Source organism: Chloroflexus aurantiacus J-10-fl, from assembly GCF_000018865.1.
Classification (GTDB): domain Bacteria; phylum Chloroflexota; class Chloroflexia; order Chloroflexales; family Chloroflexaceae; genus Chloroflexus; species Chloroflexus aurantiacus.
In genome coordinates this window covers 4,512,342-4,536,152 of sequence record NC_010175.1, presented here as the reverse complement: position 1 = coordinate 4,536,152, position 23,811 = coordinate 4,512,342, and the positions used below count along the sequence as shown (strand labels likewise).

Genomic DNA, 23,811 nt, shown 5'->3' with positions numbered 1-23,811 from the left:
TGCGTTTCAAACCCCTTCATTGCGGGGCAATGCTCTGCTGGGTACGCTAGTGCGGTACTCTTGCGACAAGATCGCCGCCAGTTTCAAACCCCTTCATTGCGGGGCAATGCTCTGCTGGCCCATCACCGCGCGCACATCATCAGCCACTTTGAGGTTTCAAACCCCTTCATTGCGGGGCAATGCTCTGCTGCTCGCCGTTCGTTTGTTATCCATAGGTATCCGTAAGTGTTTCAAACCCCTTCATTGCGGGGCAATGCTCTGCTGCCGTTTGAAAGCCTTCAAGGCTAGAGACAAGGAGAACGTGTTTCAAACCCCTTCATTGCGGGGCAATGCTCTGCTGACCATGCCCGGCGACGTCTGGGACGTGATCAAGAAAAGTTTCAAACCCCTTCATTGCGGGGCAATGCTCTGCTGGGTTCACCCGCGTCCACGGAGGCTTATGCCCCAAGGACGTTTCAAACCCCTTCATTGCGGGGCAATGCTCTGCTGAGTTGCCCGCAGTTCATTGGCGCGTTCGTGGGGCTGTGTTTCAAACCCCTTCATTGCGGGGCAATGCTCTGCTGTCGACCTCCGGCTCCAGCAGATCGGCACGGCCCTCGTGTTTCAAACCCCTTCATTGCGGGGCAATGCTCTGCTGGTCGCTCTCCGCCGCCCCGGTCTACGCCGAGGTCGCGTTTCAAACCCCTTCATTGCGGGGCAATGCTCTGCTGCCTGCTCATGCCGCTGGGTGTGATGCTGGTTCTGGCGTTTCAAACCCCTTCATTGCGGGGCAATGCTCTGCTGGAAAAGGCCTGCCCAACGGCAGGCCTTTCGGCATCGATGTTTCAAACCCCTTCATTGCGGGGCAATGCTCTGCTGCCGCCGCAACGCGATTGTCGAGGCCGCCTAGGTTCCGTTTCAAACCCCTTCATTACGGGGCAATGCTCTGCTGCTATACGGGGTGGATGGTGAATGGCGAGGTTGCGTGGGTTTCAAACCCCTTCATTGCGGGGCAATGCTCTGCTGCTCAACAGCGTCACTGATGACCTGCGCGCGATGGGGGGTTTCAAACCCCTTCATTGCGGGGCAATGCTCTGCTGTCGACAAGCGTCGGAGTCGGAGGAAGAGTTCGATGGCACGTTTCAAACCCCTTCATTGCGGGGCAATGCTCTGCTGGTGTTCGCCAACGGCGAGGAGATCAAGACCTTCAACGGTTTCAAACCCCTTCATTGCGGGGCAATGCTCTGCTGAAGCCGATGATCCTGCTTCACGGTGACGTCCAGCGAGTTTCAAACCCCTTCATTGCGGGGCAATGCTCTGCTGCGGTGATCGTCAACCTGGTCTGCGGCGGCGACACGCGTTTCAAACCCCTTCATTGCGGGGCAATGCTCTGCTGCCAACGCCGCGCCCAAGACCATCGACCTGGACTGCTTGTTTCAAACCCCTTCATTGCGGGGCAATGCTCTGCTGCTGGAACACCAAGAAGCTCGTCAAGTACGCCATCAAGTTTCAAACCCCTTCATTGCGGGGCAATGCTCTGCTGAGGTGCCGGCCAAGCTGTTCTACATGCTGGCTGGTAAGGTTTCAAACCCCTTCATTGCGGGGCAATGCTCTGCTGCGCCATGTACGCCATCGTGCTGCTGGTCGCCATGGTTAGTTTCAAACCCCTTCATTGCGGGGCAATGCTCTGCTGCCAGTTCGAGGCCGCCGCCAGCGACAAGTAGTCTCAGGTTTCAAACCCCTTCATTGCGGGGCAATGCTCTGCTGCGCCATGTACGCCATCGTGCTGCTGGTCGCCATGGTTAGTTTCAAACCCCTTCATTGCGGGGCAATGCTCTGCTGGCAGCGCCACCAGATCGCCACCGTCACGCTGCGTGGTTTCAAACCCCTTCATTGCGGGGCAATGCTCTGCTGGAGGCGGCTGACGCGGTAGACGCGAGCCCGCGCTCAAGTTTCAAACCCCTTCATTGCGGGGCAATGCTCTGCTGGATGGCGCGTCACGATCCGGGCGTGTGTGTGGTGTTACGTTTCAAACCCCTTCATTGCGGGGCAATGCTCTGCTGCAACGGCCAGCCGGCTGAGTAACACCACACACACGCGTTTCAAACCCCTTCATTGCGGGGCAATGCTCTGCTGTCGTATGCCCGAGAACGTGGGCGACTTCGGCGTTTACGTTTCAAACCCCTTCATTGCGGGGCAATGCTCTGCTGTTCGTACAGGCAAGTTTTAGCTACGCTAGAAAGTGAGAGTTTCAAACCCCTTCATTGCGGGGCAATGCTCTGCTGACGGATTACCGATCCGCCGAGAACTAATCTTTGAACCTGTTTCAAACCCCTTCATTGCGGGGCAATGCTCTGCTGTCCGTCTCACACCAGGGGGGCAGGGTTTCAAGCAGATGTATGCGCTTTTTCCCAGATAACCGATGCCCACCTTCATTGTACACAATGGCAATGGCCGGCACTTTTGTGTATGATGGTATCAGTACTGTCATTGTATCAGGTCATTGGTTGAAAGGCAAGACTATGCTGCGCTGGGCGTGTTACCTTGCAGATGTGCCTGTTGTCCTGCAACGTTTGATCGCTGCTACGCATCGTGTGCCTCTTCCCCGTCAGGCTGAGGCTGTGTGTTGTCTGAGTGTACTGAGACGAGCAATTTGTCGCCCTGAAGCTGTACGGACACGCTATTTTATGCTCACAGCCGAAACGCAACAGGCTCTGCAAATGCTCCGCCTACGCCGGGGTACGCTTTCCCCCACGACGATTGAACACATGCTTGGCCCTATCCGTCCACTACGCGAACTGCGTTTGGACCGCCGACCACGAACGGTTGGTGAAACCCTGGTTTTGTTGGGATGGTTGTTGCCTCGCCCCGCACGACCACACCATCCGGCAGGTTGGGTACTGGCACCTGAATTACGCCGCTGGTTACCAAAACCATTACCGGCGCAAGCCGGCCCTGTTCCAGATCTGTCAGCAGTAGCGACTGCACCAGCCCTGATCGCAACCTATACCATTTTAATCGCTTCTGCTCAACGTCCGCTCTCCATACGACACGATCGTTCTTTTACCGGTCCGGCACTGCGGCGGTTACGCGACCTGGCACCTGGATGTGATCCCGAATTGTGGCAGTGGCTGTTACCGCTCCTGGTTGATCTGCGTCTGCTACAACGCATCGGTGCCACGGTTGCTCCCAGTCCTGCTTTCCAGCAGTTTCTCCGCATGACCGTTGCCGAAAAACTGTCACTTCTCCGCACAGCCTGGGAATGTCAGCCGCGAACAGAGCGCTGGTTGACCCGGTTACGTATATCTGTCCGCGGACTTGACTGGCCTGCATTACGCCGTCGATTATTGCACTGGGGAATGATGGTCACTTCATCAGGTATTCCTGTTGACTCTTCGTTCGTTACGTTGCACGCATCATTTGGTCCGCTGGTTGATGGTACAACACATTGTCTGACACCGATCAGGCGGATGCCCTGGACATACCGTAGTCAGCAGCGAGTGTGGTATGCAGCTGTTGCCGGTCCACTCACGTGGTTAGGCGTGCTTCCCACAACGTGGGCACCGACAACTACGATGTCGTGGCATTATGATGACCAGAACCGTTTGATAACAACCCCTATAACAGATGTTGATGATGATCTGAGGACAGTACAGTCCTGGCTGACATTCGTCGGTGTTGATCAATCTGTTCTACGCTGGCAGATTGATACGGCTCGTATACGGCGATTACTAGCCGGTGGTCAGGATCTGTCCGATCTTGCCAGAGTCTGGCAACGGCGACTCGATGATCAACTGCCAGGTTGGGTGCCAACCGGTGTTGTACCGTGTGCTCGTTTGATCACACGCACTGTTCTGGTGTGCGATACACCGACCGTGCTGTCTGCCGATGGATGCCGGTCGGTTGTCCATCGTTCACTGGCAACCCAGATTGCACCCGGTATCGCATTGGTAACACCAGGACGCGAGCAGGCACTTATCCGTACATTAGAGCGAACAGGTGTCCTGACGATTGCTGAGCCGGAAGGCCAAATGCCGCCCCCCGCGCCTGCGTCATTCCCAGCGGAAGCGCATGTACTCCCTCCGCCGACGCAGGTGAATGCATCTTCGCCACCTTTTGTATCATTGCACCCAACGCAAGCGGCAGCGCTTACACCGGTAGTTGATGCTGCGGTGAGCAGCGACGAACATTGGTGTATATCAGATCGATTACAGGAAGAGGGTAATCGGCCAGCAGTGGTTCCAGCGCCCGATCCAGCCCGATTGAATGACACGTTACAACAGGTGCATACCGCTATCCGTCGCCGGGAAGCTCTCCTGCTATCCTACCAGCCACCACAGCAACTCGCTCACGAGCGGCTGGTCCAACCACTCCGTATCGAACGCCACGGTGAACGGTGGTTACTCTATGCCTACTGCACAACGCGACAGGCCGAGCGTTGCTTCCGCATTGATCGTATCCTCAATTTAACCAGGCTTTCTCGTAACAGATCAGCTCGTCAGCCATCGGCGAAAGGAAGGCCGCAATTACAACGAACCGGAAACGGTGGTGGACGGCTATCGCCATCACAACCACCGTCATCTCCTGATGGTCGGTTGCTCCGTATCTGGATGACAGATTCGTAGCTATACCATGTAATGTGTCGGATCGGTTGTGGTAAGGCCAATACCGTAGATGACCGTGCGTTGAGCAGCTACCTGGTCCAGACGATAGCAGCGTATACTATCCTGGCCTGGATCAATAATCTTGCGAAGCTGGTTGCTCAGGTCGTGAAACTCGCGTGCGTCGAGAATGGCTTCGAAGACGCTGTACTGAACGCGCACACCGTATCCTTTCAGCACCTTCATCACGCTGGTGCGACGCTGATCATCGACGATATCATAACTGATAACTGTGAACATTTTCATCGAATGACTCCTTCGTAGGCAGCCTGTTCGCCACGAATCATGCGGGCCACCATTTGGGTTTGTAAGAGAATAACCCGCCTCATGGCCGTCTGCGTGCCGTCAGACAGGCGGAATGGCGCCTTCATGAGGGCTTCATAGCGACTGACCACCAGTTTGCGGGCATCGGGAGTCAGGTAGATTGCGTTTGGCTGCTCAGATTGAGTACGCACGAATTGACTCCGCGTTATTGTGCCGGTTGTGATCAGGCTGAGTACCAGGCGATCAACAACCAGTGGTCGAAATTCTTCCATGACGTCAAGCGCTAATGATGGCCGACCGGTTTCAACGGCATGAAAAACCCCCAGATACGGGTCGAGGCCGGTAAATTGAACTGCGCTCAGGACATCGTGCAACAAGAGGGTATATCCAAATGAGAGCAGGGCATTGATAGGATCGGGTGGCGGATGGAAGGCGCGCCCCTGAAATCCCCATCCTTGCTGAAAGACATTGCGCCAGGCACCGAAATAGGCTGCGGCGGCTGCCCCTTCAAAGCCCCGCGCTATATCAAGGGTCGTGGCAGCGGGCAATCGCTGAAGAGCCGTATCGATCTGAGCAATGGCCCCAGCAGCAGACGGCCAACCTGTCCCAGAAAGAATGAGGCGTTGCGCGGCCAGTTTTGCAGCCACAATCCCACGAACCAGTTCGAGTGACCAGACCGGATCGATAATCAGTTGACTCTGGCGTAGACGTAATGGGCCAAAACGCGACGGACCCGCACTTAGCGTTGCATAATGACGGCTACCGTGTTGATTTGTGATCATCACGGGAATGCCCCGTAGCAACAATTCGACCAGGAGAGCCGTTGAGATTTGGACTCCACGCCCCATGAGGACGATCTGATCGACTTTATTCAGCGGTATTTCTTGCAGGATACTACCGTCACGGATGATGATGATCTGATTGTCCCGTTTGCGCACGGTCGTCCCCTGTTCCTGAATGTATAACGTAGCCATCCACTACCTCCTGATTGGCAGAATATCCGTCTTATCGATCAGATGTCGGTGGTTTGTCTGGTCTGCGTAGTCGTTCAACGTGTTCGCGTAACCGCTGTTCAGCGCTATGAAAATCGCTGATTCCATGGAGAAAACCTTGCCGACGTCGCGGTGCTAATGCCTGACCGAGAAATTCAATTCCACCAGCGTAAGCCACAATCCGGGTCTTCTGGGGGTTGAGCGTTAAGCGCAACGTGGCCAGTTGGCGTTCTACCAGAACGAGGGTGTGTTCAGCAGTCGTGCGATCAGGACACATCACGACAAAGTCGTCAACGAAGCGTACCATCCTGGCTCCGTGCGCGGTCATCGCCAGGTCAAATGGATGGAGGTAGATGTTTGCCAGCAACGGCGAGAGTGGTCCACCCTGCAAGGTGCCACGCCGATCATGGCTGGCCTGTGCTCGATGGACAAGCTCGCTCAACAGAACTGTCCCCACAGCCAATGCGCCGCCTACTGCCAGGCGTTGGGCACCGATCCGCTTCAGTAGAGGGGTCAGTTGGCGAGCGATCTCGAATGCCGGTTGAGCGAGGCTGAGTGCAGCAAATAGACCGGTTGGTATACCGGAATGAGGCGACGCCGGCCTGGAGAGATCGGGATAGTCATACGCTGTCGGTAGTGGATCGGATGGGGCGTTTAATGCCTCATGGATCAATTCGCCACTCCGACGCAGCAGCGCAACGAGAGGACTATCAGGCAGGGTCTCGTCTGGGGTCTCAGTATGGACAGAGCCAACGGCCAGCCATTGAGCGATGAGATGCAGGATCGCCGGTTCATCAATCCGTTGTCGTAACAGGCCTAGGAGAATCCCGTGATCGATAGAGTCAAAATACGCACGAATATCACCATCAATAACCCAGATCAACCCTTGTTCGGTATAGCGAACCACTCGTTCAATTGCCTCCGGGACACCAACTGCCAATCGCGACCCATACGAACAGTCGAGAAATAGTGGTTCAAAGAGTGGCGTTAAGACCTGTTGGACGGCCCGTTGCGCAATTCGATCACGGATGGTCAGAATCGCAATGGCCCGTTCACCGCCACTCGCTTTGGCAATCGCTACCCGCCGTGGCGGTAATGGACGATAGCTCCCATCACGTAGCTCCTCGGCCAGCCGAACCATTTGATTCGGCCAGTCGGCGGCAAAATCGTGCAGCGTTATCTGATCAATCCCGGCACTACGAGTACGCCGCGACACTTTGATGTTCGAGCGCACACGTCGCCAGGCATTGGTGAGATTTTCAACCGTGCAAACCTGTTCAATCAGTGATGGGCCTGAATAGCGTGGAAAGACCAGCATGGTTGTACTCCTTCACTTTCATATTGTGGTATTCTGCTGCCCGGTGTCTGATACATGCCAGCCCCGGATCGCAGAGCTACGGTCGTTTTCGTGGCTAGTAGCAGCATGCCTGTTGCTATCACCCTCTCGTACACTCCGGGACACGACTCTGGATGGTAGCCGGCACGCCTGCTGCGCCGGCGTGCCGGCAGATGACCATCCTGGCGCGCTTCACCTCAGCAGAGCCTTATTCAGCCAATCCTGTCAACCGATCAAGGATGGCTCGCCGTCCTTCTAACGCATCCCACGCAAGCGCATCGGCCAACCGATTAAGCTCACGGGGAATAGCTACCAGTTCAAGCGATTGTGGTGGAAATTGGGCGACCAGGGTGCGGGCAGTGTAATAAAGAGTGCGCAAAGGTTCACGCCGCACCGCGGCAGCACCGCTAAGCTGATCGACCACGAGCCGACTATCGGTCAGACAGCGTACACGCCGATTTGGAAAGTCGCGTTGCACCAGCCGTAACGCGACGATGAACGCCCAATACTCAGCTTCATTACTGGTATGAGCAGGTGCACATTCATCGTACAAACGTATCACGTCACCGTGCTCATTTCGCACCACAATCCCCAAACCGGCCATACCACGTGCGGGAAAGCCCAGCGTGCCATCGATCTGGACAACGAGCCACCCGGTTACGTGATCAGCAGGTAGCTCAAGAGCGCGAAAATGGCCGCTGCGGCGAGAAAGGTGGTAGCCAGACAACCGCGCAGGAGACGACGGAGTGTGAGCCGGGGCAGCCGAATCCGTTCTGGTTTGACGGTTAAGGCTAACACGGCCAATCCACTGCACAAGGTAGCGAACGAAACGAGACACCATACCATACCCCCCTCCTTCTGAGAAAACTGTTGGCCGCCGGCGTGTGGCTTGATGTGCTGGAACATTGACGCTGTAACCTTAGCATGCCAGAAGAGGTTTTCACAAATGCGCGAAGTACCGGAATAACGGCGAGGATGTTAAAAGCAGAACCCGGATGACGTAGTCACCCGGGTCTCCAGACCGAGATTCAACCCTGGCCGGCACAGATGTCGTCATCACGCTGTCCTCTGCGCCAAAACACCAGGATGTTCAGATCGTCAGAACCTGTCTCAACAATAACGAGAAGTCATTGTTGCAAAGCCAGATAGTCGTACCTTGATCGCACATCATGACCGTGAGCTGCCGGTTGATCGGTGTGCCCCGATCCTGGTATGGAGCACAGGCGATGCGAAAGCAACGTTTCCGCGCTCCAACCAACGCACTACGTGCAGTACGGCACGTGGAAGGCATCCCATTCAGCGGCGTGATTGCTGCGTAGGTGGGTGAAATAGCTTCGACACCGGCCGGTGGTGCCGATAGCCGTACCCGCCACCCACCACCATTACAGCAGTACTTTCATCAATTCACCTTCACTCCCTTCATCAACTTTGCCACCCTTTAAATCACCCAAAACGTATTGCATTGGCACCCCATATTCACGACAGGCCAGCACTGCACCGGCACTCATCTGCTTGGTACCACTTGTAATGTCAACAATTGCCTGATCGATCTGATCGACAATCAGCTCGAAGATTTGTGTGACAACCCGGTACGCCTGGGGAATATCGTGTGCACTGGCAATCGAGAGAATTGAAATGCGTACTGCTTGGTTATACCGCTGCTGCACCTGTTCGCGAAGCTGTTGTGCTTTTTTCTCGGCTTCGGCACTGGCAATCAGCCATAGTTGTTGGAGTTTGCTATCGCGAAAGTGGTGTTGAATGGCTGTCCATTCGCTCCCGCGCGGATTAGCACTTACAAAGAGCACCAAAACCGGATAGGTCTGCGTCAGCTTGACCGTATCGCTCAACCGGGTTCTGCGGCGGCGACGCAGGTTGTACCAGACCCAAAGGATGATGACAATCCCCAGCAACGCTAAGAACGCAAAAACGGTAATGATCACGTAGACAACATCGCCGGTACTGCCGGTTTGACCCTGGATCGTGGTGACGAGCAAATCGTAGAATGCATTGCCGAGCACGGCAAAAATCATCGTCCCAAGTAGAAAGAGCACCGGTACGCCGGGATTGTTTATAGTCTCGAATATTTCAGACCAGCTTCGCCTGTTCATTGATAGTACTCCTGCATCTTTTGGAGACTGGTGCGAATCATGTCCACCAGTTCTGCCGGTTCGATCACCTGGCAATGTTCACGATAGCGAAGTAACACCTGACGTGCCTGCCAGAGATCGGTTGTTTGCGCAGTGATCTCGGCACTCCCATCGGGGAGAAATGTGACGGAACTGTTGGTGAACCAAAGGGCTATATCGCGCTGCCGGGCGACGTGAGCAGCCAGGCGATAGCGGATCTGCCAGGTCTTACGTGGCGGTGCAATTGGTGGCAATCGCTTCGGTTCTACCAACAGCGATCCTGCCACGATCCGATCAACACGATAGGTAACGTAATGGTTAATGATCGCGCTGTGCGGTGCAGCCAGGCAGAAGGCTTCGAGATATGTATGGCCATCGCGTACCAGTAAACGATAGGGGGCTACCCGATGATCTTCTTCGATCTGTGCCGGGCTATGGGTAGAACGGTAGCGGAAGCGGATATAATGCCGGCCAAGCGTGGTTTGCAATCGTTTCAGCAATTCTCCATCGGGTGACGTGGTTGTGGCAGGTGTCTCGATCTGAAGGTGTGCCGTAGTGCGCTCCAACACTGCCCGCCGCTCGGACGGTAAGAGCGCAATGATCCGTTGTAGCAGGTGCTGAACGTCATGCGCATTGGGGGTTATGTTGTCGGAAAAAAGTGCTACCAGAAAGCTGAACGTAGCCAATTCCTCATCACTCAAATCGAAGAGGGCAAGATGTCCATAATCGACCAACGCATACCTGCCGTGGTGGGTGCGTTTGATCGTGCAGTAAAACAGCTCACGGAGGGCGTCAAAATCGTGGTGTAGTGCAGCCGTGGCGTTAGATGGGTAGATCTCATCATCAAACGCACGGCGGGCATCGGCAATTAGTTCACGCGCTGTAGCCGCCCCTCGTACCAAACGACGCACCAGCCAGAGTCGACGGTAAAAGGTCAGCAGCGAACTACGTCGTGTACCGCCACCACGCCGTCGCCGATTCTCCTCTGTTGCCATACTCCCCCCTTAACGAGTGGTTGCCCTATCCAGCTATGTTGCGGGCAGCTCGATAAACCGGTACCGCTCTTCCCAGGACGACCGCTGCTCCTGGGCGATGGTGAAGAATTGATCCAGAAGCTGTTCCACCACCCTGGCAAATTCACGGTATTCGGCTTCGGTAATCTGCCGGAAGCCGTGGGCCAGAATACTCTTATTCCGTACATTCACCCGTTGCCGGATGTCGGTGAGCGTGATGGTCTGGATCAGGGGATCACTGAGAGCCGTTAATAACATATAGCCATTGAGCAGGGTGATTGAGCTGTATTGACCGTCGCGGTTCGGTTGGAGTCCTCGTTCGCGAAAGCCGAGTGTCCGTTCAACTGCACGATAGCTTCTATCGAGGTCTGGGATTTGTGCTTTGAGCTGATCGAGGTCGGGTTTTTCTACCCACACCCCACGGGTTGCCAGCCGGTGCTGGCTCATCAATTCCAGACAGCGGTAGCGCAACAGCGCTGCGGTGTCGTAGCGGCGCTGAGTTTCGCGACGTAGAGCATTGGCGTAGAGCGAACCGAGCAGGGGCAGGATCGCTTGCCGATTGGCTAAGGTTGTCAGTGCCTGCTGCTGATTGCTCATTGCCTTGATCGTGGCATCCAGGCTGATCAGGGCCTGATAGTGATCGTGCAAGGTGGATTGATACAGTGCCAGCCTGGCCGGCAGCGGATGCGCCAGCAGATCGGCCATTGTCTTCACCGCGGTCGTTATGTCAAACGACTCCCACTGTGTATACGCGCGTGCCAGTTGCGCCATGCACGCATAGAAGGTGCCATCTTCTGCCGGCACCCGTCGGGCCAGATCGGCGTAGATTCGTTCAGCACTGACGTAGTCGTGGGCGTTGAAGAAACGCCTGGCTTCCCCGGCTTCCAGATCACCAAAGACCTCGTAGGGGTCAGATGGTTCGATCAGTCGCTGTGTGCCGGGGATGACGCGATTCTGTGCGTAATCACTCTCAATGTAGACCGTACCCAACCCCAGGACGTAAGCTGCCTTCGCCAGCCCTACCGTCATCGGTTTGGTGCCGCCGGTCAGATCAACCAGAATCTGCTCACGCTCCAGATCAGACCACGCTTCAATCACGGCCCGCAATTCGCGGTATACTTGATTAATGTCGGTATAGCGAGCCGTTTTACAAAGCCATCCAGCGTCGGGCTGGCGTCCAAGCCTTTCTGCCATCTGGGCGGGAAAGTTGGTTGTTTCCGGCGTCAGCAAGAATGCGACTCGTTCCGGTCGCAGGGCGGCAATCAACAATGCGGCGGTATCGGCCTGCCGGCTACCGGGAATGATCAAGGCCGGCGTGCGCCGCTTGTCAACCCGTGCGATGAAGCGTTCTAATTGCTCGCTGAAATCCATGGTGACACTCCTCAAAGGGCATGATCTAGTTCCAGTTGACCGTGACCAAACACGCATGCCTTACCCACGTGAACCACACTCGCCGCCAGCAACAGACTCTGAACTGCCGGCGGTACATCATGCAAGGTGACCGATCCGATGAGTCCACCGAGTATCATTGACTGGCGCTTACCGGGGCGAGTACTCGAACGTTCCCAATCAACCCAATGCGTTGTATCGTGGGCAATCGTGATCTGGCGGGCTTCATCGATCACCGGTCGGTAATCAACGTTCCAGGGTTCACTCCCGTAACAGTAGTTCAGCGCATGCAGACGCCAGGCAATTGCCTGAACCAGTGCCGGCATCTCAAACCGCTCCATCAAGCTACCGCGCGTCTTAATCCGCAATGGCGTGCGTAAGACTAAACGGACCCGTGGTGATTGTCTGGTAGCACGGAGACGTAACTCGGCCAGATTAAAGATCGGCAATGCATGCGCCGAAAACAGACGCTCGCCATCACGATAGATCGGCACCCCGAACGGTTGTCCATAGGCCAGGGCTTCCACCTGTTCGAGACGTGCCTGCACCTGATAACGGCCCAGGCCGGTGCGGGCGACATCGGCGAAGGCCAGGATCACGTGTGCCAGCAGGTTGATCCCCTGCCCAAACAGCAGGATATTCGCTTCCAGGACATCACCGGCTGCATACTGCCGTCGCTGATCGAGCGGTAGCTCGATAACGAAGGGACGGGGGGCATCGCGCAAATCGTGTAGTACGGCCTTGTCAGACGGCAATGCGACTTCAAACAATTCACGGTACGCACACAACGGAATTGCCGCCGGACAGGTGCTACCGTGTCCCCAACATACCGGGGGGCATCCGATCCGCTGCAACGCATACCCCAGAGCACCGCGGAAGAGTGCCCCTTTGAAGGCGGGAAGGCGTGCTGCACTCGCCAGACGCAACGAAATTCTGAGTCGTAAAACACTCAACGCCGGCAGACAGAACTGATCTTTCATGAATGTGTCCTGACTTTGGGTGAAAACAACGGGAAACAGACTGCCCCTGAAGGCAAGTGGCAGCAAATATCAGGTGGTGTCGCCAGGTATTGTATCAAATGGATCACATAATGGGGCAATAAAAGATCCCTTCAGCTCTTCGCAGTACCGCTCATCAACGATACAATACAGTATACCCATCGTTGGTTTGCGAAAGGAGCAACGTCTGTGACCGAACTCCTGGCAATCATCAAGCTGTTCTTCAGCGACCGCAAGCTCGCTGTGCGGAAATTTCGGGCCTGGATCGGTCGAGAACAACGAGCAGCGTCTGTGGCCGAACTCCTGGCAATCATCAAACTGTTCTTCAGCGACCATAAGCTCGCTATACGGAAATTTCGGGCCTGGATCGGCCAGGAGCGAGGCGCACTCATCTGGATATGGTTACTGCGCTTTGGTGGATTGTTCCTGTTTACTATCTGGACATTCCTCCGCTTTGATAATTTAAATACCAATCAGCGTTTCTATGGCACTCTTTTTGTACTGTTCATGTACACGTTCCAGATAGGAACAGCTATTGGTGGCTTCTGGAAGCCAGAGACATGGAAACGTCCACAAGTTAAATTGCTGCAAAATATTATCGAAACACTTTTACTAAGCATGGCGATCTATTATCTTGGTTCAGCAGATGGTATTTTCTGGACATTGTACCTGATACCGATTTTAAGCGCAGTACGCTTTTTGCAAAACCCTTACAGAACTGCTTCTATCCTGCTCACCCTGGGTAGTTCAGCAATCACCGGCCTGTTTGTCTACCCATCCCCCTTCGGTCCCTTTATCCCACTCACTATTAATTCGCTGGGTATTGCTATCATCTTCGTCACCCGTCGTACCAACCTGAATCCCGATGCATTGATCGATCCGCGTTCGGAGGTTGCGCAGATTCTTGATCACTACCAGTCAGGTATCTGCATTATCGACCGCAAACGACGGATTCAGTTTGTCAATGCCGGGCTGCGCCGATACTTTGGTGAATGGCAGAACGACAAAACCTGTTATCAGTATCTCGGCTGTGTGGGAGAAAATTGCACAGCCTGTCTGGCACCAGCCGGCGCAGCCAACAGCACCTTCCGCCACACAATGATTGATAGCAGTGGGCGCAAACACGACTTTGAGATTACTGTACACCATCTAGCCGAAGACAATTACGTGCTGATGTTTCTCGACCGTCCCCGGGCTGTTCAGCTTGAGCTATACGAACAGCTCCTGGATCGGATTGTGGAGCGTGATGATGGTGGTTTTAACGATGCCCTCAAACAGTTCCTGGATTCGATCCGTGAGCAGTTTTGCGCCGAGTCTGTGGCGCTCTTCTGGTTGCGTGATGGACGGTTGGAACGTGACCTTACCAGCGGGCCTCCCCTCCCGTTTAGCGAGACCTATGAACCAGGGCAGGGTGTAACCGGTCTCACCCTGCTGAGGCATCCCAATTCGCGCTTTGGATGTACCATACGGGTTAACAATCTCGATGAACACCCCAAAGTCCTGCACGCCAACGTATCGCGGTACCAGCAGGCATTACCGAGCGGCAAGGTGCGTCATCTGCTGGCGGTTCCGATCAACGGGCGCCACCGCATTCTGGGCGTCATTCGGCTGGTCAATTATCTTGACAGGCAGACACTCGATCTCCATCCCCACGGTTTTAACCGCGCCCATGAATTTGATCTGAACATCATTGCCGAACGTCTGGGACGGGCGCTCGAATACCGCGAACTATCGCGCAAGCAGGAACAACAACTGGCCGAGACGCGCCGCTTTTATCGCATCTATGCCGCCAGTGCCGAAAAGCGGAATGTCTTCGAGACGATTGTCGAAGAGGCAATGGCCGCTTTTCCTGAAGCCAGTAAATGTGAAATTCGGCGGCTGAACCGCTCTCAGCAGACATTAGAGTATGTGTATGCGCGTCATCGACGCGGTTTTGATTACGGGACGCCGCCCAGCCCAATTGTTGGCATCAATGCCCGTGCGCTGCGCGAAGGCCGGATTCAGTTTGTGCCGGATACCGGGCAGGACGCTGATTTTATCCCAGGTACGGCCCCCATCGGGGCCATGATGGTTGCACCGCTGATCGGTCATCTGGGAATTGCCGGCATCCTCGCGCTTGACTACCCGTCGCCACGCCAGTTTACACCTGCCGATCAAGAGCGTTTCTCGGCATTCGCTACCCACGCCGCGCTGGCAGCCGAGGCGTTCTGGCGCAAAGAGCAAGAAGAACGCTTACGTCACCATATTCAGCGGATCGGTGAAAACATTAGCCATGGTGTCGAAGGGGTGTATCAAAATACACTCGATGCTTTGCGCGATCTGATCGGATATGACAGTGCCTCAATTCAAATCCGTTATGGTGACTATCTGAGAATAGAGAAGCATGATGGGTTCGCCGACCCGGATGCGCTGCAACTTATTTCGTTCGATATCAACGATCAGCGGCTACCCAATCATTATGTTATGACGTGGAACGACCCATTGTGTGTGGCTGATGTCCGCCAGGACTATCCGCACTTCTACGAAGAGGCTGATCGCTATCAAAGCGAGCATATTCGGAGCATCCTGTACATTCCACTCATCGCTCACGGTCAATCGATTGGCATGATCGCATTGGATAGCCGGACGGTGAATTTTTACCGGTTCGGCGATAGCATCATCGGTATTCTGGTGGCGAGCGCTGCGGCATCAGCAATTGAAAATGCCCGCCTCATCGAGGCCCAAGAGAAACAACGGGTCAACTTAAGCCACCTGCTCAAGCAGAGCACCAGCCTGGTCGGTATCAACAATCAGTCAGCGCTGCTTGATACGTATGCCCGGCTGGGCTTCCAGATGTTTGAATGCGAGCACTGTGCGATCTTGCTCTTCCCGGCCAATGAGCAACCCACTATCGTCTCATCGTTGCGCCAGGAGCTTTCACCCGAATATGTCAATCTGGCAAGACAAATCATGCATGAACCGGAGATGGTTCACCTCAGCGGCGAGCAACTCACCGTCTATTACGAGCACTACGGCTTGACCGATGATACGTTTGATCACCTGCCGAGTGGGCGGAGTCGTTCGCTACTGGCTGCACCGCTCTGCCGTAACCATCAGCCGATTGGCGTGGTAGTGTTGGAAAATTATGCGTATGAACACGAAAACGGTTTCCCCGATACCACGAAAGACCTGTTCGATCTCTTCCGACGCCAGATCGTGCATAGCCTGGAGAGTGTCAATCTGCGCCAGAGTGTCCGCGATCAGTTAGGGATAGATGTTCACGATATGGTCAATTTTTTGCAGGGGGCTGTTATTTTCCGCAATAACAGGCTCATAAAACAACTGGAACAAGGGTGCGACTCTGATCAGGTCAGTCCCGCATTGCAACAGATCAACCGTGCCGCTCGCTACCTCTACCAGGAATTGCATCATATCCAGGATGATCTGCGCGGTACAGTAAATCTTGAACGTCCGTTTCGCGAAATTCTCACCGAACATATTGACTTCGTACAGGAACGGATCGGTCATCACGTAGAGATCAGGCTTAATCTGCCCGATCCCGTCAATCTACCCCCTGAAATCGCAACAATCCTGTTCCGTATTTGTCGGGAAGCGCTGGCCAATATCGCCAAGCATGCCGGTTTGCAAGAGCGAACAGATGGCAAGGTCTGGATCGATCTGCACGTGCATGAAGCGACCTTCACTCTGTGTATCGCCGACAATGGTCGCGGCTTGCCTGCTGATCGCGATATTCACAACGCCGAGCAGGCCTATGGCATTTACAGCATAAAAGAACGGGCAAAGCGCATTGGCGCTACTGTCAACATTGGTAATCGTCCAGATGGAGGGGTTATGATTGTTGTGGAAGGTGTGCTGAAGTAGGAGTTGTTATGGGAGCAACCATCCGCGTCTTGATTGCCGACGACATCTTGCCTTTCGTCAAAGGTCTGAAGGAGATGCTCGCCGAATTGCCGACGATTGACTTGATCGGGGAGGCGTTTACCTCTACCGAGGCAGTAACGAAAGCCATCTCATTACGCCCGGATGTGATCATGATCGATCTGCACTGGAAAGAGGAACGTACCGGTGGCTTAAGTATGCGCCAGCATTACGAACGTGGCCTGGAAGCGATCCGGCGCATCAAGCAGCAAGCGCCGGAGGTTGCAGTACTGGCGATGACTGCTCACGCCGAATTGGTTGAGCAGGCCCGTCGGCATGGAGCGGATGTGGCAGTGATGAAGGAGCAGCTTAACGATTTCGATCAGCTTGAACAACTCTTACACCATGCGATTGAGACGGTACGTTCGCCTCAGATTCGGCGTGATGCGTTCGAGCAATTGTCTGTGCGTGAACAGCAGATTCTGGAATTGATGGCAAAAGGATTAACCGATCAGGAGATTAGCACCCGGCTGGCCTGGGGCATTGGCGTCATCAAGCGTGACGTGCAGGCAATCTTCGAGAAACTGCGCGTTCGCAGTCGAGCACACGCCGTTGCCAGAGGGTATGACCTCGGTCTCTTGCAGAAGGATAGTAGTTTCGATAGCAATGAGTCATAACCATCACGGGTTGCCACATCGTCAGATTCCTCGCGGCGCAGCGGATGCGCCGCTTTTTCTTTGCCCCGAACTGGTAGGAACATTGGCATTATCTTGAAGGACGCCTGTTTTGTCACGCCTGTAGGGGCGGGGTCACAACCCGCCCCGGGTTCCCAACTCGCCCGTTGTGTCGCACCCGTAGGGGCGGGTTCCCAACCCGCCCCGGGGTCACAACCCGCCCGTTGTGTCGCACCCGTAGGGGCGGGTTCCCAACCCGCCCCTTGAATCGCGTGCCATACATTGAATTTCTTCAGGTTTGATGTCAATCCTGCCACAACCTATCGTCTGACCGAGGCATGGGCAGACAACTCTGAAGATTTTACCTCTGTTTGTGCAAAATTTCTCGCGTAATAGCATCTCTTCATGATGAATGAATGATCCGTTTGATGATCAAATATCAACCGATCATGAGTCTTCCGATTGATGACATAACTCTCAGGTATACGTAGAATACTAGTAACCAAATGATCATCAATTGAGTATAGAAGGTAATAAAAAAAGGAGGTGAACTGCAACCAGTTTTTAACATCATAGATGCCTGACGGATACCTGCACGGCAGCACCAGCCTGGCATAGTTAACCGGCTACTACCAACTGGTAAAGGAGGAGACCTATGGCGAGAATTCTCCATCCGTATCCCCCGACCACGTTCCGTCGGCATCCACTACGACAATCCTCCAGGTGCCTCGCATACGCCGCACTCTCTGGTGGCATGCTCGCATTGGTATTCAAGACAGCGAAGCTGGGGCCGTTTCTGACCATCATCTTTGCTTCAGGTAGCATCTTTGTCTTCGTTATCGCAGTCTTGCTTGCGTTACGAGAGGCTCAGTTCACGCTCTCAATCACCCATGATCGGCTGATCATTAGCGAGGGATTTCCATTCAACCGGCGCCAGGCCATCGAGCGGATCTATATCAGCCAATGGAGTTCGCATCAGAGTCCGTTTGAGTGGCTGCTTGATTGCGGCACCCTGACCATCACGGTCGGCGATAAAATCTTCACCTTCCCCGGTTTGACCTCGTACCGGCAGTTACTCAGAACCCTGGAGGAATCGTGATGAACTATCGGGCTGTGGAACGATGGATCGGTCATCGCTTCGAGATCACGCGCCAACTAGCCCGTACCGCACATAGTATCGTCGATCTGGCATTCGACCACGAAAGTGGCAAACCTGTCGTCATTAAGTGGTTGGCACCTACTGCCCGTAGCCTGTCACCGCGTGCCGCGGCCCGCATGTTCTACCACGAGATCATGATGACACTGGCAATCTCGGCGTTGTCCTCAGACAATGGAAAAAACCCGCGTTTTCCGCAGTTCATCACGATGGGCAAAATCAAAGACATACCACCAAAATACTATTTCGTGATGAGCTACATTGCTGGTGAAACGCTGGCCCAAATTCTTGCCGCCGGTCGTCCGCATGATGCCGTGCGCATCGCCCAGAATCTCTGTCAGAACGTGCGCATTCTGCACGCAAACGGGATCATTCACGGCGATCTGCATCCGCAGAATATTATCGTTCACTCACAGGGTGAGGTGTCGTTAATCGATTTCGGCCAGAGCCGGTATCGTTACCAGACTGTCGCCGATCTTGCCGGTATTGGCCGACCCGGCTACACGCCACCTGAACAACTGGCCGGCTATCCCATTGACGAGCGCAGCGATCTCTTTGCCCTCGGCCAGATTCTCCACGATCTGCTCGACGTGAAAAATCTGCCATCAACTGCACGGCACCTGATCACACAGATGTGTCAACCGATACTCTCCCAACGGCGAGTAGATCTGGCTGCACTTCAAGCCGAGCTGGCCGACCTGTCGTCCATCTCATTGCCAAAACCGTTGCCCAGACGGTATCTGACCGTGCTCGTGGTGGCAAGTATGATTATCATTGCGCTCTTCTACCTGGCCTTTTTCTGGCGTTAGTGAACGGCACGTGATGTCTGTCTCATCCCTTGTGCACCGGCTGATCCTGCGCGTATAACAGCCGCATGCGCTCGATAGTTTGCCGCATCTGCTCGATCAACTCTGGCGGTTCGAGCACCTGACAATGATCGCGATAGCGCAGGAGGATCTGTTCAGCCTGCCAGAGATCGCCGGTCTGAGCCGACACCTCTGCGCTGCCATCTTCAAGATATGTCACCGTGCTTTGCGAAAACCACAGCGAAATATCCCGATTACGTGCAACCTGCGGTGAAAGGCGGTAGCGAATTGACCACATCCGGCGTGGTGGCAGCTCTGGTGGTAAGGCCCGTCGTTCAACCTGGAGTGTGCCGGGAATGATCCGATCAACGCGATAGGTTATGTATTGCCCAATCGTTACCTGCTGGGACGAATTGTAGCAATAGGCTTCAAGATACGTATGCCCATCGCGAACAAACAGCCGTATCGGGGCAACCCGGTGCGACTCAGGCTCATCGCTGTAGTTCGAGCGGTACTGAAACTGCACAGCGTGGCGACGCAGATTCCGTTGCAGGCGCATCAGCAATTTCTGATCAACGGTTGTACTACTCTGGGGCAATTCAACCCGAAACGTGATCGGTTGCTGGATCGTTTGCCGTTGTTTATCAGGTAGCAGGGCAATAATATGCTCTAAGAGTGAACGTATCTGCAACCGGTTCGGCCAGCTTCCCTCGCTAAAGAACGAGACGAGAAAAGCCAGGGCTTCCATCTCCTCATCCGGCAGATGCAGTAACGTCAGACGGCCAAAATCGGTCAGGGCATACCGGCCATCAAGCTGGCGCTTGAGCGTACAACGAAACTCATTACGAATAGCGTGGAAATCGCGACGAAGCGCAGTTAAGGCATTCGATGGGTAGACCGACTCACCAAAGACGCGACGCGCATCGGCAATCAACTCTTCAGGAAGGGCCGCTCCCCGCCCAAGACGGCTGATCAGCCACAACCGACGCTGGACGGTCAGCGCTGAACTGCGCTTGCGGCCACGACCACGACGCGGACGTTGAGTCGTCACAGTGACACCTCGTTAAAACAGGGCAGCGGTTCCTTGGGCGTATTATATACCTGGAGTTGCCAGATTGTGCATCGACACGGAAATACCGTTCGCTATAGCTACGGCTGATCGTAGCCACCCGCCCGTCATTGGTAGAGAGTGTTGAATTCGGGGAATATGATTATTCCCCTCTCCCTTTCCCTGAACCTGGGATTTCCCGCTCCTTTCCTGGTGGAAGAGAAGCGGGGGCTAGGTGAGGTTAATAAGGGCAACCCACCCCCACCCCACCGACCCTGCTGGACTATACATTACCCACATGTCACGCTGCGTTATGTCGGGATGCAAGTGCTCCCCGTGGCGTGGGCTTCCAGCCCGCGTAGAGGCATCATCTCTACCGCCGGCAGGGGCTGGCCGTGGCCGATGGTGTGCAGGCACGAACCTGGTGCAACCAAACGTCTACGCACAGGTATCGCATTCATTCCTGACCGACTCTATGATCGAAACAAGCACATCCAGCATTCCCGTGACCAGGATGGGGAACGGAGTGACACGCGCCGGATCGTGAGCGCGGCTGGCGCGGCAGCATGGCTGCCGCACTCCAAACCGCGCGACACGCGTATGGCGAGCGGGTAAGGCAATTCATCCAGCACGTGCTGGCACAGCTGGGGCGGCGCACTGTCACCGGGCTAGTCGCCCAAAACAGCACCCATGGCGATCATAGCCGCTGGTACACCCGTGGTTGACACCAGTATGCATAGCCCGCTGGAGGCGGGTGAATACCCTGGAGCACATCCATCCCCACTCCCCCAAATGGACGAGGTAACGTCCTGAAACTCACTCCATCAGTGGCGGCAAATCCTGGCCATAGCTGCGCTGAAGCGGCAGTTGGGGAATGAACAGCGCCAGGATCAGTCCAATAACGGCGAGCCAGACTGCGTACCGGTAGATAGTGGTGACGCTGTCGGTAAAGGCGTTCTTCAAAGCAGTACTGATCTGTTGACCCAGCGCACGACCTTCGGCACGTGCCGTTTGTTCCGCTTCGTCCAGCCGGGCAAGCACCTGCGTGAGCGCCTGTTCGCGCGCAGCCGCCGGTAGTGTCTCTACCATCTCCAGCATCGCCTTCTGCTGCGCCGGCAATTGGGGATCGCTGCGCAACGTGGCAATCGCTGCCGGATCGGCATCACGCAGCGCACGAGTGATAAGATCGCGTCGCACGGCAAACTGTTCGGCAATGGCTTGCTCAATACGAACTGCCGGATCGACCACCTCGCCACTCGCACCCTCACCTGCACTCATGCCGTTCCGAAGTGCGCTGCTATCGAAGCGGGCTGCCAGATCGGGCGGTAACTGAGCCTGAATTGGGGCCAGACTCGTGCTCAGGCTCGTCGTGAGGACACCGGTAAGCAGTGCGCCAAAGACCGCCGACCCCACCACCTGGCCGATTTGTTGAAAGAACTGTCGACTGGCAGTGGCTGCACCCAGATCGGTGCGCGGCACTGCATTCTGCATTGCCAGATTAAGGATGGGCATTGATGGCCCCAACCCCAAACCGAGCGCAATCATTCGCAGGCGCACCATCCAGATCGACGTGTCCGGTGTGAGCGTCGTCAGCCACCAGAGTGACCCGACAATGATCGCCATCCCGACAATGATCACCCACTTATAGTTGCCGGTGCGCTGCACGATTTGCGATGACACCATCGCCCCCACCACCAGACTCAGCGTCAGGGGAATAAGCGTCGTCCCGGCAGCCGTCGCACTTACCCCCAGCACATTCACCAGATAGAGCGAGAGAAAGAAGATCGCCGCAAACAGAGTCGCTCCTACCGTCACCCCAATCAACGCCGTCAGCGTAAAGGTGGGAATGCGGAACAGATGCAACGGCAGAATCGGCGACTCGGCACGCCGTTCGATCAGGAGGAAGAGAACGAGGCCGACGGCACTGACGGCAAACATGCTCAGAATAAGGGGCGATGTCCACGGATAATCATTCTTGTCGAGCGTCAGTGCCAGCAAGAATGGGATCACGGTCAACAACAGAGTCGCGGCACCGGCGTAATCAATGGCCGGCATAAGCCCACTGTGCAGGCGTGGCAATTTGGCAACGATAAACCCAAGGGCGATCACACCCAGCGGGAGGTTGACGAAAAAGACCCAATGCCAGCTCAGATTGTCGGTCAAGAGACCACCAATGAATGGGCCAACCACACTCGACAACCCGAACACTGCGCCGAACAACCCCATGTAACGTGCCCGTTCTGCCGGCGCGAAGAGGTCAGCCGGAATCGCAAATGCGGTTGAGGTGAGGGCCGCAGCCCCGAAGCCCTGCAAGCCACGAAAGACGACCAACTGCGTCATATCGGCGGCCAGCCCGCATAGTAGCGAACCGAGCAGAAAGACCACGATCCCGAACAACAAAACGTACTTGCGCCCGTAAATATCGGACAGTTTGCCATAGATCGGCACCATCGCCGTTGAGGCCAGCAGATAACTGGTTGAGACCCAGCCGATCAATTCGATCCCCTGCAAATCGGCAACGATGCGCGGGAGTGCGGTGGAAACAATCGTCTGATCCAGTGCCGAGAGAAACAGACCCAGCAAGACTCCGATCAAGATCAGCACCTTGCTCCGTTGATCGAGCATTACAGCGTAGTCAATGCGGACAGTTGTAGCAGTCGGGGAAGAGGTTGTGGTTGTCATAGGTTTGTTCATGCTCCTGCGTCGTCATAACAAGTCAAAATCGGGCACAGGCAGAGCCGCCCCCACACGCGCAGGCACGTTGGGGGTAACACGTACCAAAGCGTGGTAAGTCGGCAAGCCTACGTGGTAGTCACAAGATTCCACTCGCGACAGGCGGCGTGCAGCGCCTGTCCCAACTGCGCGAGCAATGCAGGTGGCAACCGGCTGAGATGACGGCTGGCCTCATGCAATCGAATCTGGCGCGCTTCGGCGACAATCGCTTCACCGGTTGCGGTAAGGGAAACCAGTTTCTGGCGGCGATCATGCGGCGCTTCAGAGCGCTCAACCAGGCCATCCTGCACGAGCTGCTCGATCATCTGACTGGTCGTACCGAGAGTCAGATTGAGATGTTCGCTCAAGGATGAAATAGTGGTTGCGCGCTGCCGCTGAATGTACATCAGCGAGACCAGACGCGGCATCGAGAGATTGGAGCGCTGAAGAAATTGCAGGAGCGTCTCCATACTCTGACCCATGAGTTCACTGTGTACAAGGTTGAAGAGTTTGGCAACCTGTTCGGCGGTGTAGGGCGGATCAAGTTCGTGATACATGATTTGAATCTCCAAATAGTTTTGTTTTTCAAACTATTTGAAGTGTATAACCGTTTTGTGGTTCTGTCAAGGGGTATAGATGGCGCAAAGGAAGGTAAGAAAGGGAATGATCAGAAGGCTGCGCAATGGTGCCCTGGCCCATACGTTCCGACAGCAAGAGTGATCTCAAGAGCAAACAATGTAACTCCCCCGCTCCTCTCCCCGGGCGAGAAGAGCGGGGGGCGGGGGTGAGGTGAGGGATC

Annotated in this window: 17 protein-coding genes and 1 CRISPR repeat array (1 of these 18 cut by a window edge); of the genes, 5 read left to right on the top strand and 12 right to left on the bottom strand. The window is 55.2% G+C overall.

From position 1 onward, the window contains the following. Nucleotides 1–2,339: a CRISPR direct-repeat array (repeat unit 37 nt; unit sequence GTTTCAAACCCCTTCATTGCGGGGCAATGCTCTGCTG) (it extends 3,562 nt beyond the left edge of the window). Nucleotides 2,340–2,666: 327 nt separating this feature from the next. Further along, nucleotides 2,667–4,604, top strand: coding sequence for a helix-turn-helix transcriptional regulator (locus CAUR_RS17755; RefSeq protein ID WP_242604965.1), 1,938 nt, complete (start codon nt 2,667–2,669; stop codon nt 4,602–4,604). On the opposite strand, the gene cas2 is transcribed toward CAUR_RS17755, so the two are convergent. The 9 genes from cas2 to cas6 all read right to left on the bottom strand — a co-directional run bounded on the left by cas2 (nt 4,605) and on the right by cas6 (nt 12,740). Beyond that, nucleotides 4,605–4,886 (bottom strand): CRISPR-associated endonuclease Cas2, encoded by a 282-nt coding sequence (gene cas2, locus CAUR_RS17750; protein WP_012259224.1) that lies wholly within the window; start codon nt 4,884–4,886, stop codon nt 4,605–4,607. It lies immediately after the preceding gene. After that, nucleotides 4,883–5,878, bottom strand: coding sequence for a CRISPR-associated endonuclease Cas1 (cas1, locus tag CAUR_RS17745; RefSeq protein ID WP_012259223.1), 996 nt, complete (start codon nt 5,876–5,878; stop codon nt 4,883–4,885). Before cas1 ends, cas2 begins: the two co-directional genes overlap by 4 nt. Nucleotides 5,879–5,909: 31 nt before the next feature. Continuing rightward, on the bottom strand, nt 5,910–7,214 hold the full coding sequence (locus tag CAUR_RS17740) for a reverse transcriptase domain-containing protein (RefSeq protein WP_012259222.1): 1,305 nt from the start codon (nt 7,212–7,214) through the stop codon (nt 5,910–5,912). 226 nt (nt 7,215–7,440) lie between these two features. Next, complete coding sequence (locus CAUR_RS21650; RefSeq protein WP_273068553.1) at nt 7,441–7,836, bottom strand: ribonuclease HI family protein; 396 nt, start codon at nt 7,834–7,836, stop codon at nt 7,441–7,443. A gap of 53 nt (nt 7,837–7,889) precedes the next feature. Continuing rightward, nucleotides 7,890–8,078, bottom strand: coding sequence for a hypothetical protein (locus tag CAUR_RS21645; RefSeq protein WP_242604963.1), 189 nt, complete (start codon nt 8,076–8,078; stop codon nt 7,890–7,892). A gap of 536 nt (nt 8,079–8,614) precedes the next feature. Next, on the bottom strand, nt 8,615–9,340 hold the full coding sequence (locus CAUR_RS17730; RefSeq protein WP_012259220.1) for a hypothetical protein: 726 nt from the start codon (nt 9,338–9,340) through the stop codon (nt 8,615–8,617). Then, nucleotides 9,337–10,353, bottom strand: coding sequence for a helix-turn-helix transcriptional regulator (locus tag CAUR_RS17725; protein ID WP_012259219.1), 1,017 nt, complete (start codon nt 10,351–10,353; stop codon nt 9,337–9,339). Before CAUR_RS17725 ends, CAUR_RS17730 begins: the two co-directional genes overlap by 4 nt. 33 nt (nt 10,354–10,386) lie before the next feature. After that, the gene (locus CAUR_RS17720; RefSeq protein ID WP_012259218.1) at nt 10,387–11,742 is read right to left on the bottom strand and encodes a TIGR02710 family CRISPR-associated CARF protein; all 1,356 of its coding nucleotides are present in this window, start codon (nt 11,740–11,742) and stop codon (nt 10,387–10,389) included. Between the two features lie 11 nt (nt 11,743–11,753). Beyond that, nucleotides 11,754–12,740, bottom strand: coding sequence for a CRISPR system precrRNA processing endoribonuclease RAMP protein Cas6 (gene cas6, locus CAUR_RS17715; protein ID WP_012259217.1), 987 nt, complete (start codon nt 12,738–12,740; stop codon nt 11,754–11,756). Nucleotides 12,741–12,947: 207 nt separating this feature from the next. Between cas6 and CAUR_RS17710 the strand changes: the two genes are divergently transcribed. The 4 genes from CAUR_RS17710 (at nt 12,948) to CAUR_RS17695 (ending at nt 19,255) form a co-directional block, all read left to right on the top strand. Then, nucleotides 12,948–16,619 (top strand): GAF domain-containing protein, encoded by a 3,672-nt coding sequence (locus CAUR_RS17710; protein WP_012259216.1) that lies wholly within the window; start codon nt 12,948–12,950, stop codon nt 16,617–16,619. A gap of 8 nt (nt 16,620–16,627) precedes the next feature. Next, entirely contained in the window at nt 16,628–17,293 is a 666-nt protein-coding gene (locus CAUR_RS17705) for a response regulator transcription factor (RefSeq protein WP_012259215.1), read from the top strand. A 652-nt stretch (nt 17,294–17,945) separates the two neighbouring features. Beyond that, a complete protein-coding gene (locus CAUR_RS17700) occupies nt 17,946–18,389 on the top strand; it encodes a PH domain-containing protein (RefSeq protein WP_012259214.1) in 444 nt (147 codons plus the stop codon). Continuing rightward, nucleotides 18,389–19,255 carry a serine/threonine protein kinase gene (locus CAUR_RS17695; protein WP_012259213.1) on the top strand — a complete coding sequence of 289 codons (867 nt, stop codon included), beginning with the start codon at nt 18,389–18,391 and terminating at the stop codon, nt 19,253–19,255. Before CAUR_RS17700 ends, CAUR_RS17695 begins: the two co-directional genes overlap by 1 nt. A gap of 22 nt (nt 19,256–19,277) precedes the next feature. Here CAUR_RS17695 and CAUR_RS17690 read toward each other — a convergent pair whose 3' ends face one another. The 3 genes from CAUR_RS17690 to CAUR_RS17680 form a co-directional block, all read right to left on the bottom strand. Beyond that, on the bottom strand, nt 19,278–20,303 hold the full coding sequence (locus CAUR_RS17690; protein WP_012259212.1) for a helix-turn-helix transcriptional regulator: 1,026 nt from the start codon (nt 20,301–20,303) through the stop codon (nt 19,278–19,280). Between the two features lie 813 nt (nt 20,304–21,116). Continuing rightward, complete coding sequence (locus tag CAUR_RS17685; protein WP_015909408.1) at nt 21,117–22,982, bottom strand: MDR family MFS transporter; 1,866 nt, start codon at nt 22,980–22,982, stop codon at nt 21,117–21,119. A 119-nt stretch (nt 22,983–23,101) separates the two neighbouring features. Further along, nucleotides 23,102–23,569, bottom strand: coding sequence for a MarR family winged helix-turn-helix transcriptional regulator (locus tag CAUR_RS17680; RefSeq protein ID WP_012259210.1), 468 nt, complete (start codon nt 23,567–23,569; stop codon nt 23,102–23,104). Nucleotides 23,570–23,811 lie beyond the last annotated feature (242 nt).

Coding starts and splice junctions, on each gene's coding strand:
- CAUR_RS17685 (WP_015909408.1), bottom strand. CDS start 22,982: ATGACAACCACAACCTCTTCCCCGACTGCTACAACTGTCCGCATTGAC.
- CAUR_RS17730 (WP_012259220.1), bottom strand. CDS start 9,340: ATGAACAGGCGAAGCTGGTCTGAAATATTCGAGACTATAAACAATCCC.
- CAUR_RS17705 (WP_012259215.1), top strand. CDS start 16,628: ATGGGAGCAACCATCCGCGTCTTGATTGCCGACGACATCTTGCCTTTC.
- CAUR_RS17695 (WP_012259213.1), top strand. CDS start 18,389: ATGAACTATCGGGCTGTGGAACGATGGATCGGTCATCGCTTCGAGATC.
- cas1 (WP_012259223.1), bottom strand. CDS start 5,878: ATGGCTACGTTATACATTCAGGAACAGGGGACGACCGTGCGCAAACGG.
- CAUR_RS17720 (WP_012259218.1), bottom strand. CDS start 11,742: ATGGATTTCAGCGAGCAATTAGAACGCTTCATCGCACGGGTTGACAAG.
- cas2 (WP_012259224.1), bottom strand. CDS start 4,886: ATGAAAATGTTCACAGTTATCAGTTATGATATCGTCGATGATCAGCGT.
- CAUR_RS17680 (WP_012259210.1), bottom strand. CDS start 23,569: ATGTATCACGAACTTGATCCGCCCTACACCGCCGAACAGGTTGCCAAA.
- CAUR_RS17755 (WP_242604965.1), top strand. CDS start 2,667: ATGCTCACAGCCGAAACGCAACAGGCTCTGCAAATGCTCCGCCTACGC.
- CAUR_RS21650 (WP_273068553.1), bottom strand. CDS start 7,836: ATGGCCGGTTTGGGGATTGTGGTGCGAAATGAGCACGGTGACGTGATA.
- CAUR_RS21645 (WP_242604963.1), bottom strand. CDS start 8,078: ATGGTATGGTGTCTCGTTTCGTTCGCTACCTTGTGCAGTGGATTGGCC.
- CAUR_RS17700 (WP_012259214.1), top strand. CDS start 17,946: ATGGCGAGAATTCTCCATCCGTATCCCCCGACCACGTTCCGTCGGCAT.
- CAUR_RS17740 (WP_012259222.1), bottom strand. CDS start 7,214: ATGCTGGTCTTTCCACGCTATTCAGGCCCATCACTGATTGAACAGGTT.
- cas6 (WP_012259217.1), bottom strand. CDS start 12,740: ATGAAAGATCAGTTCTGTCTGCCGGCGTTGAGTGTTTTACGACTCAGA.
- CAUR_RS17725 (WP_012259219.1), bottom strand. CDS start 10,353: ATGGCAACAGAGGAGAATCGGCGACGGCGTGGTGGCGGTACACGACGT.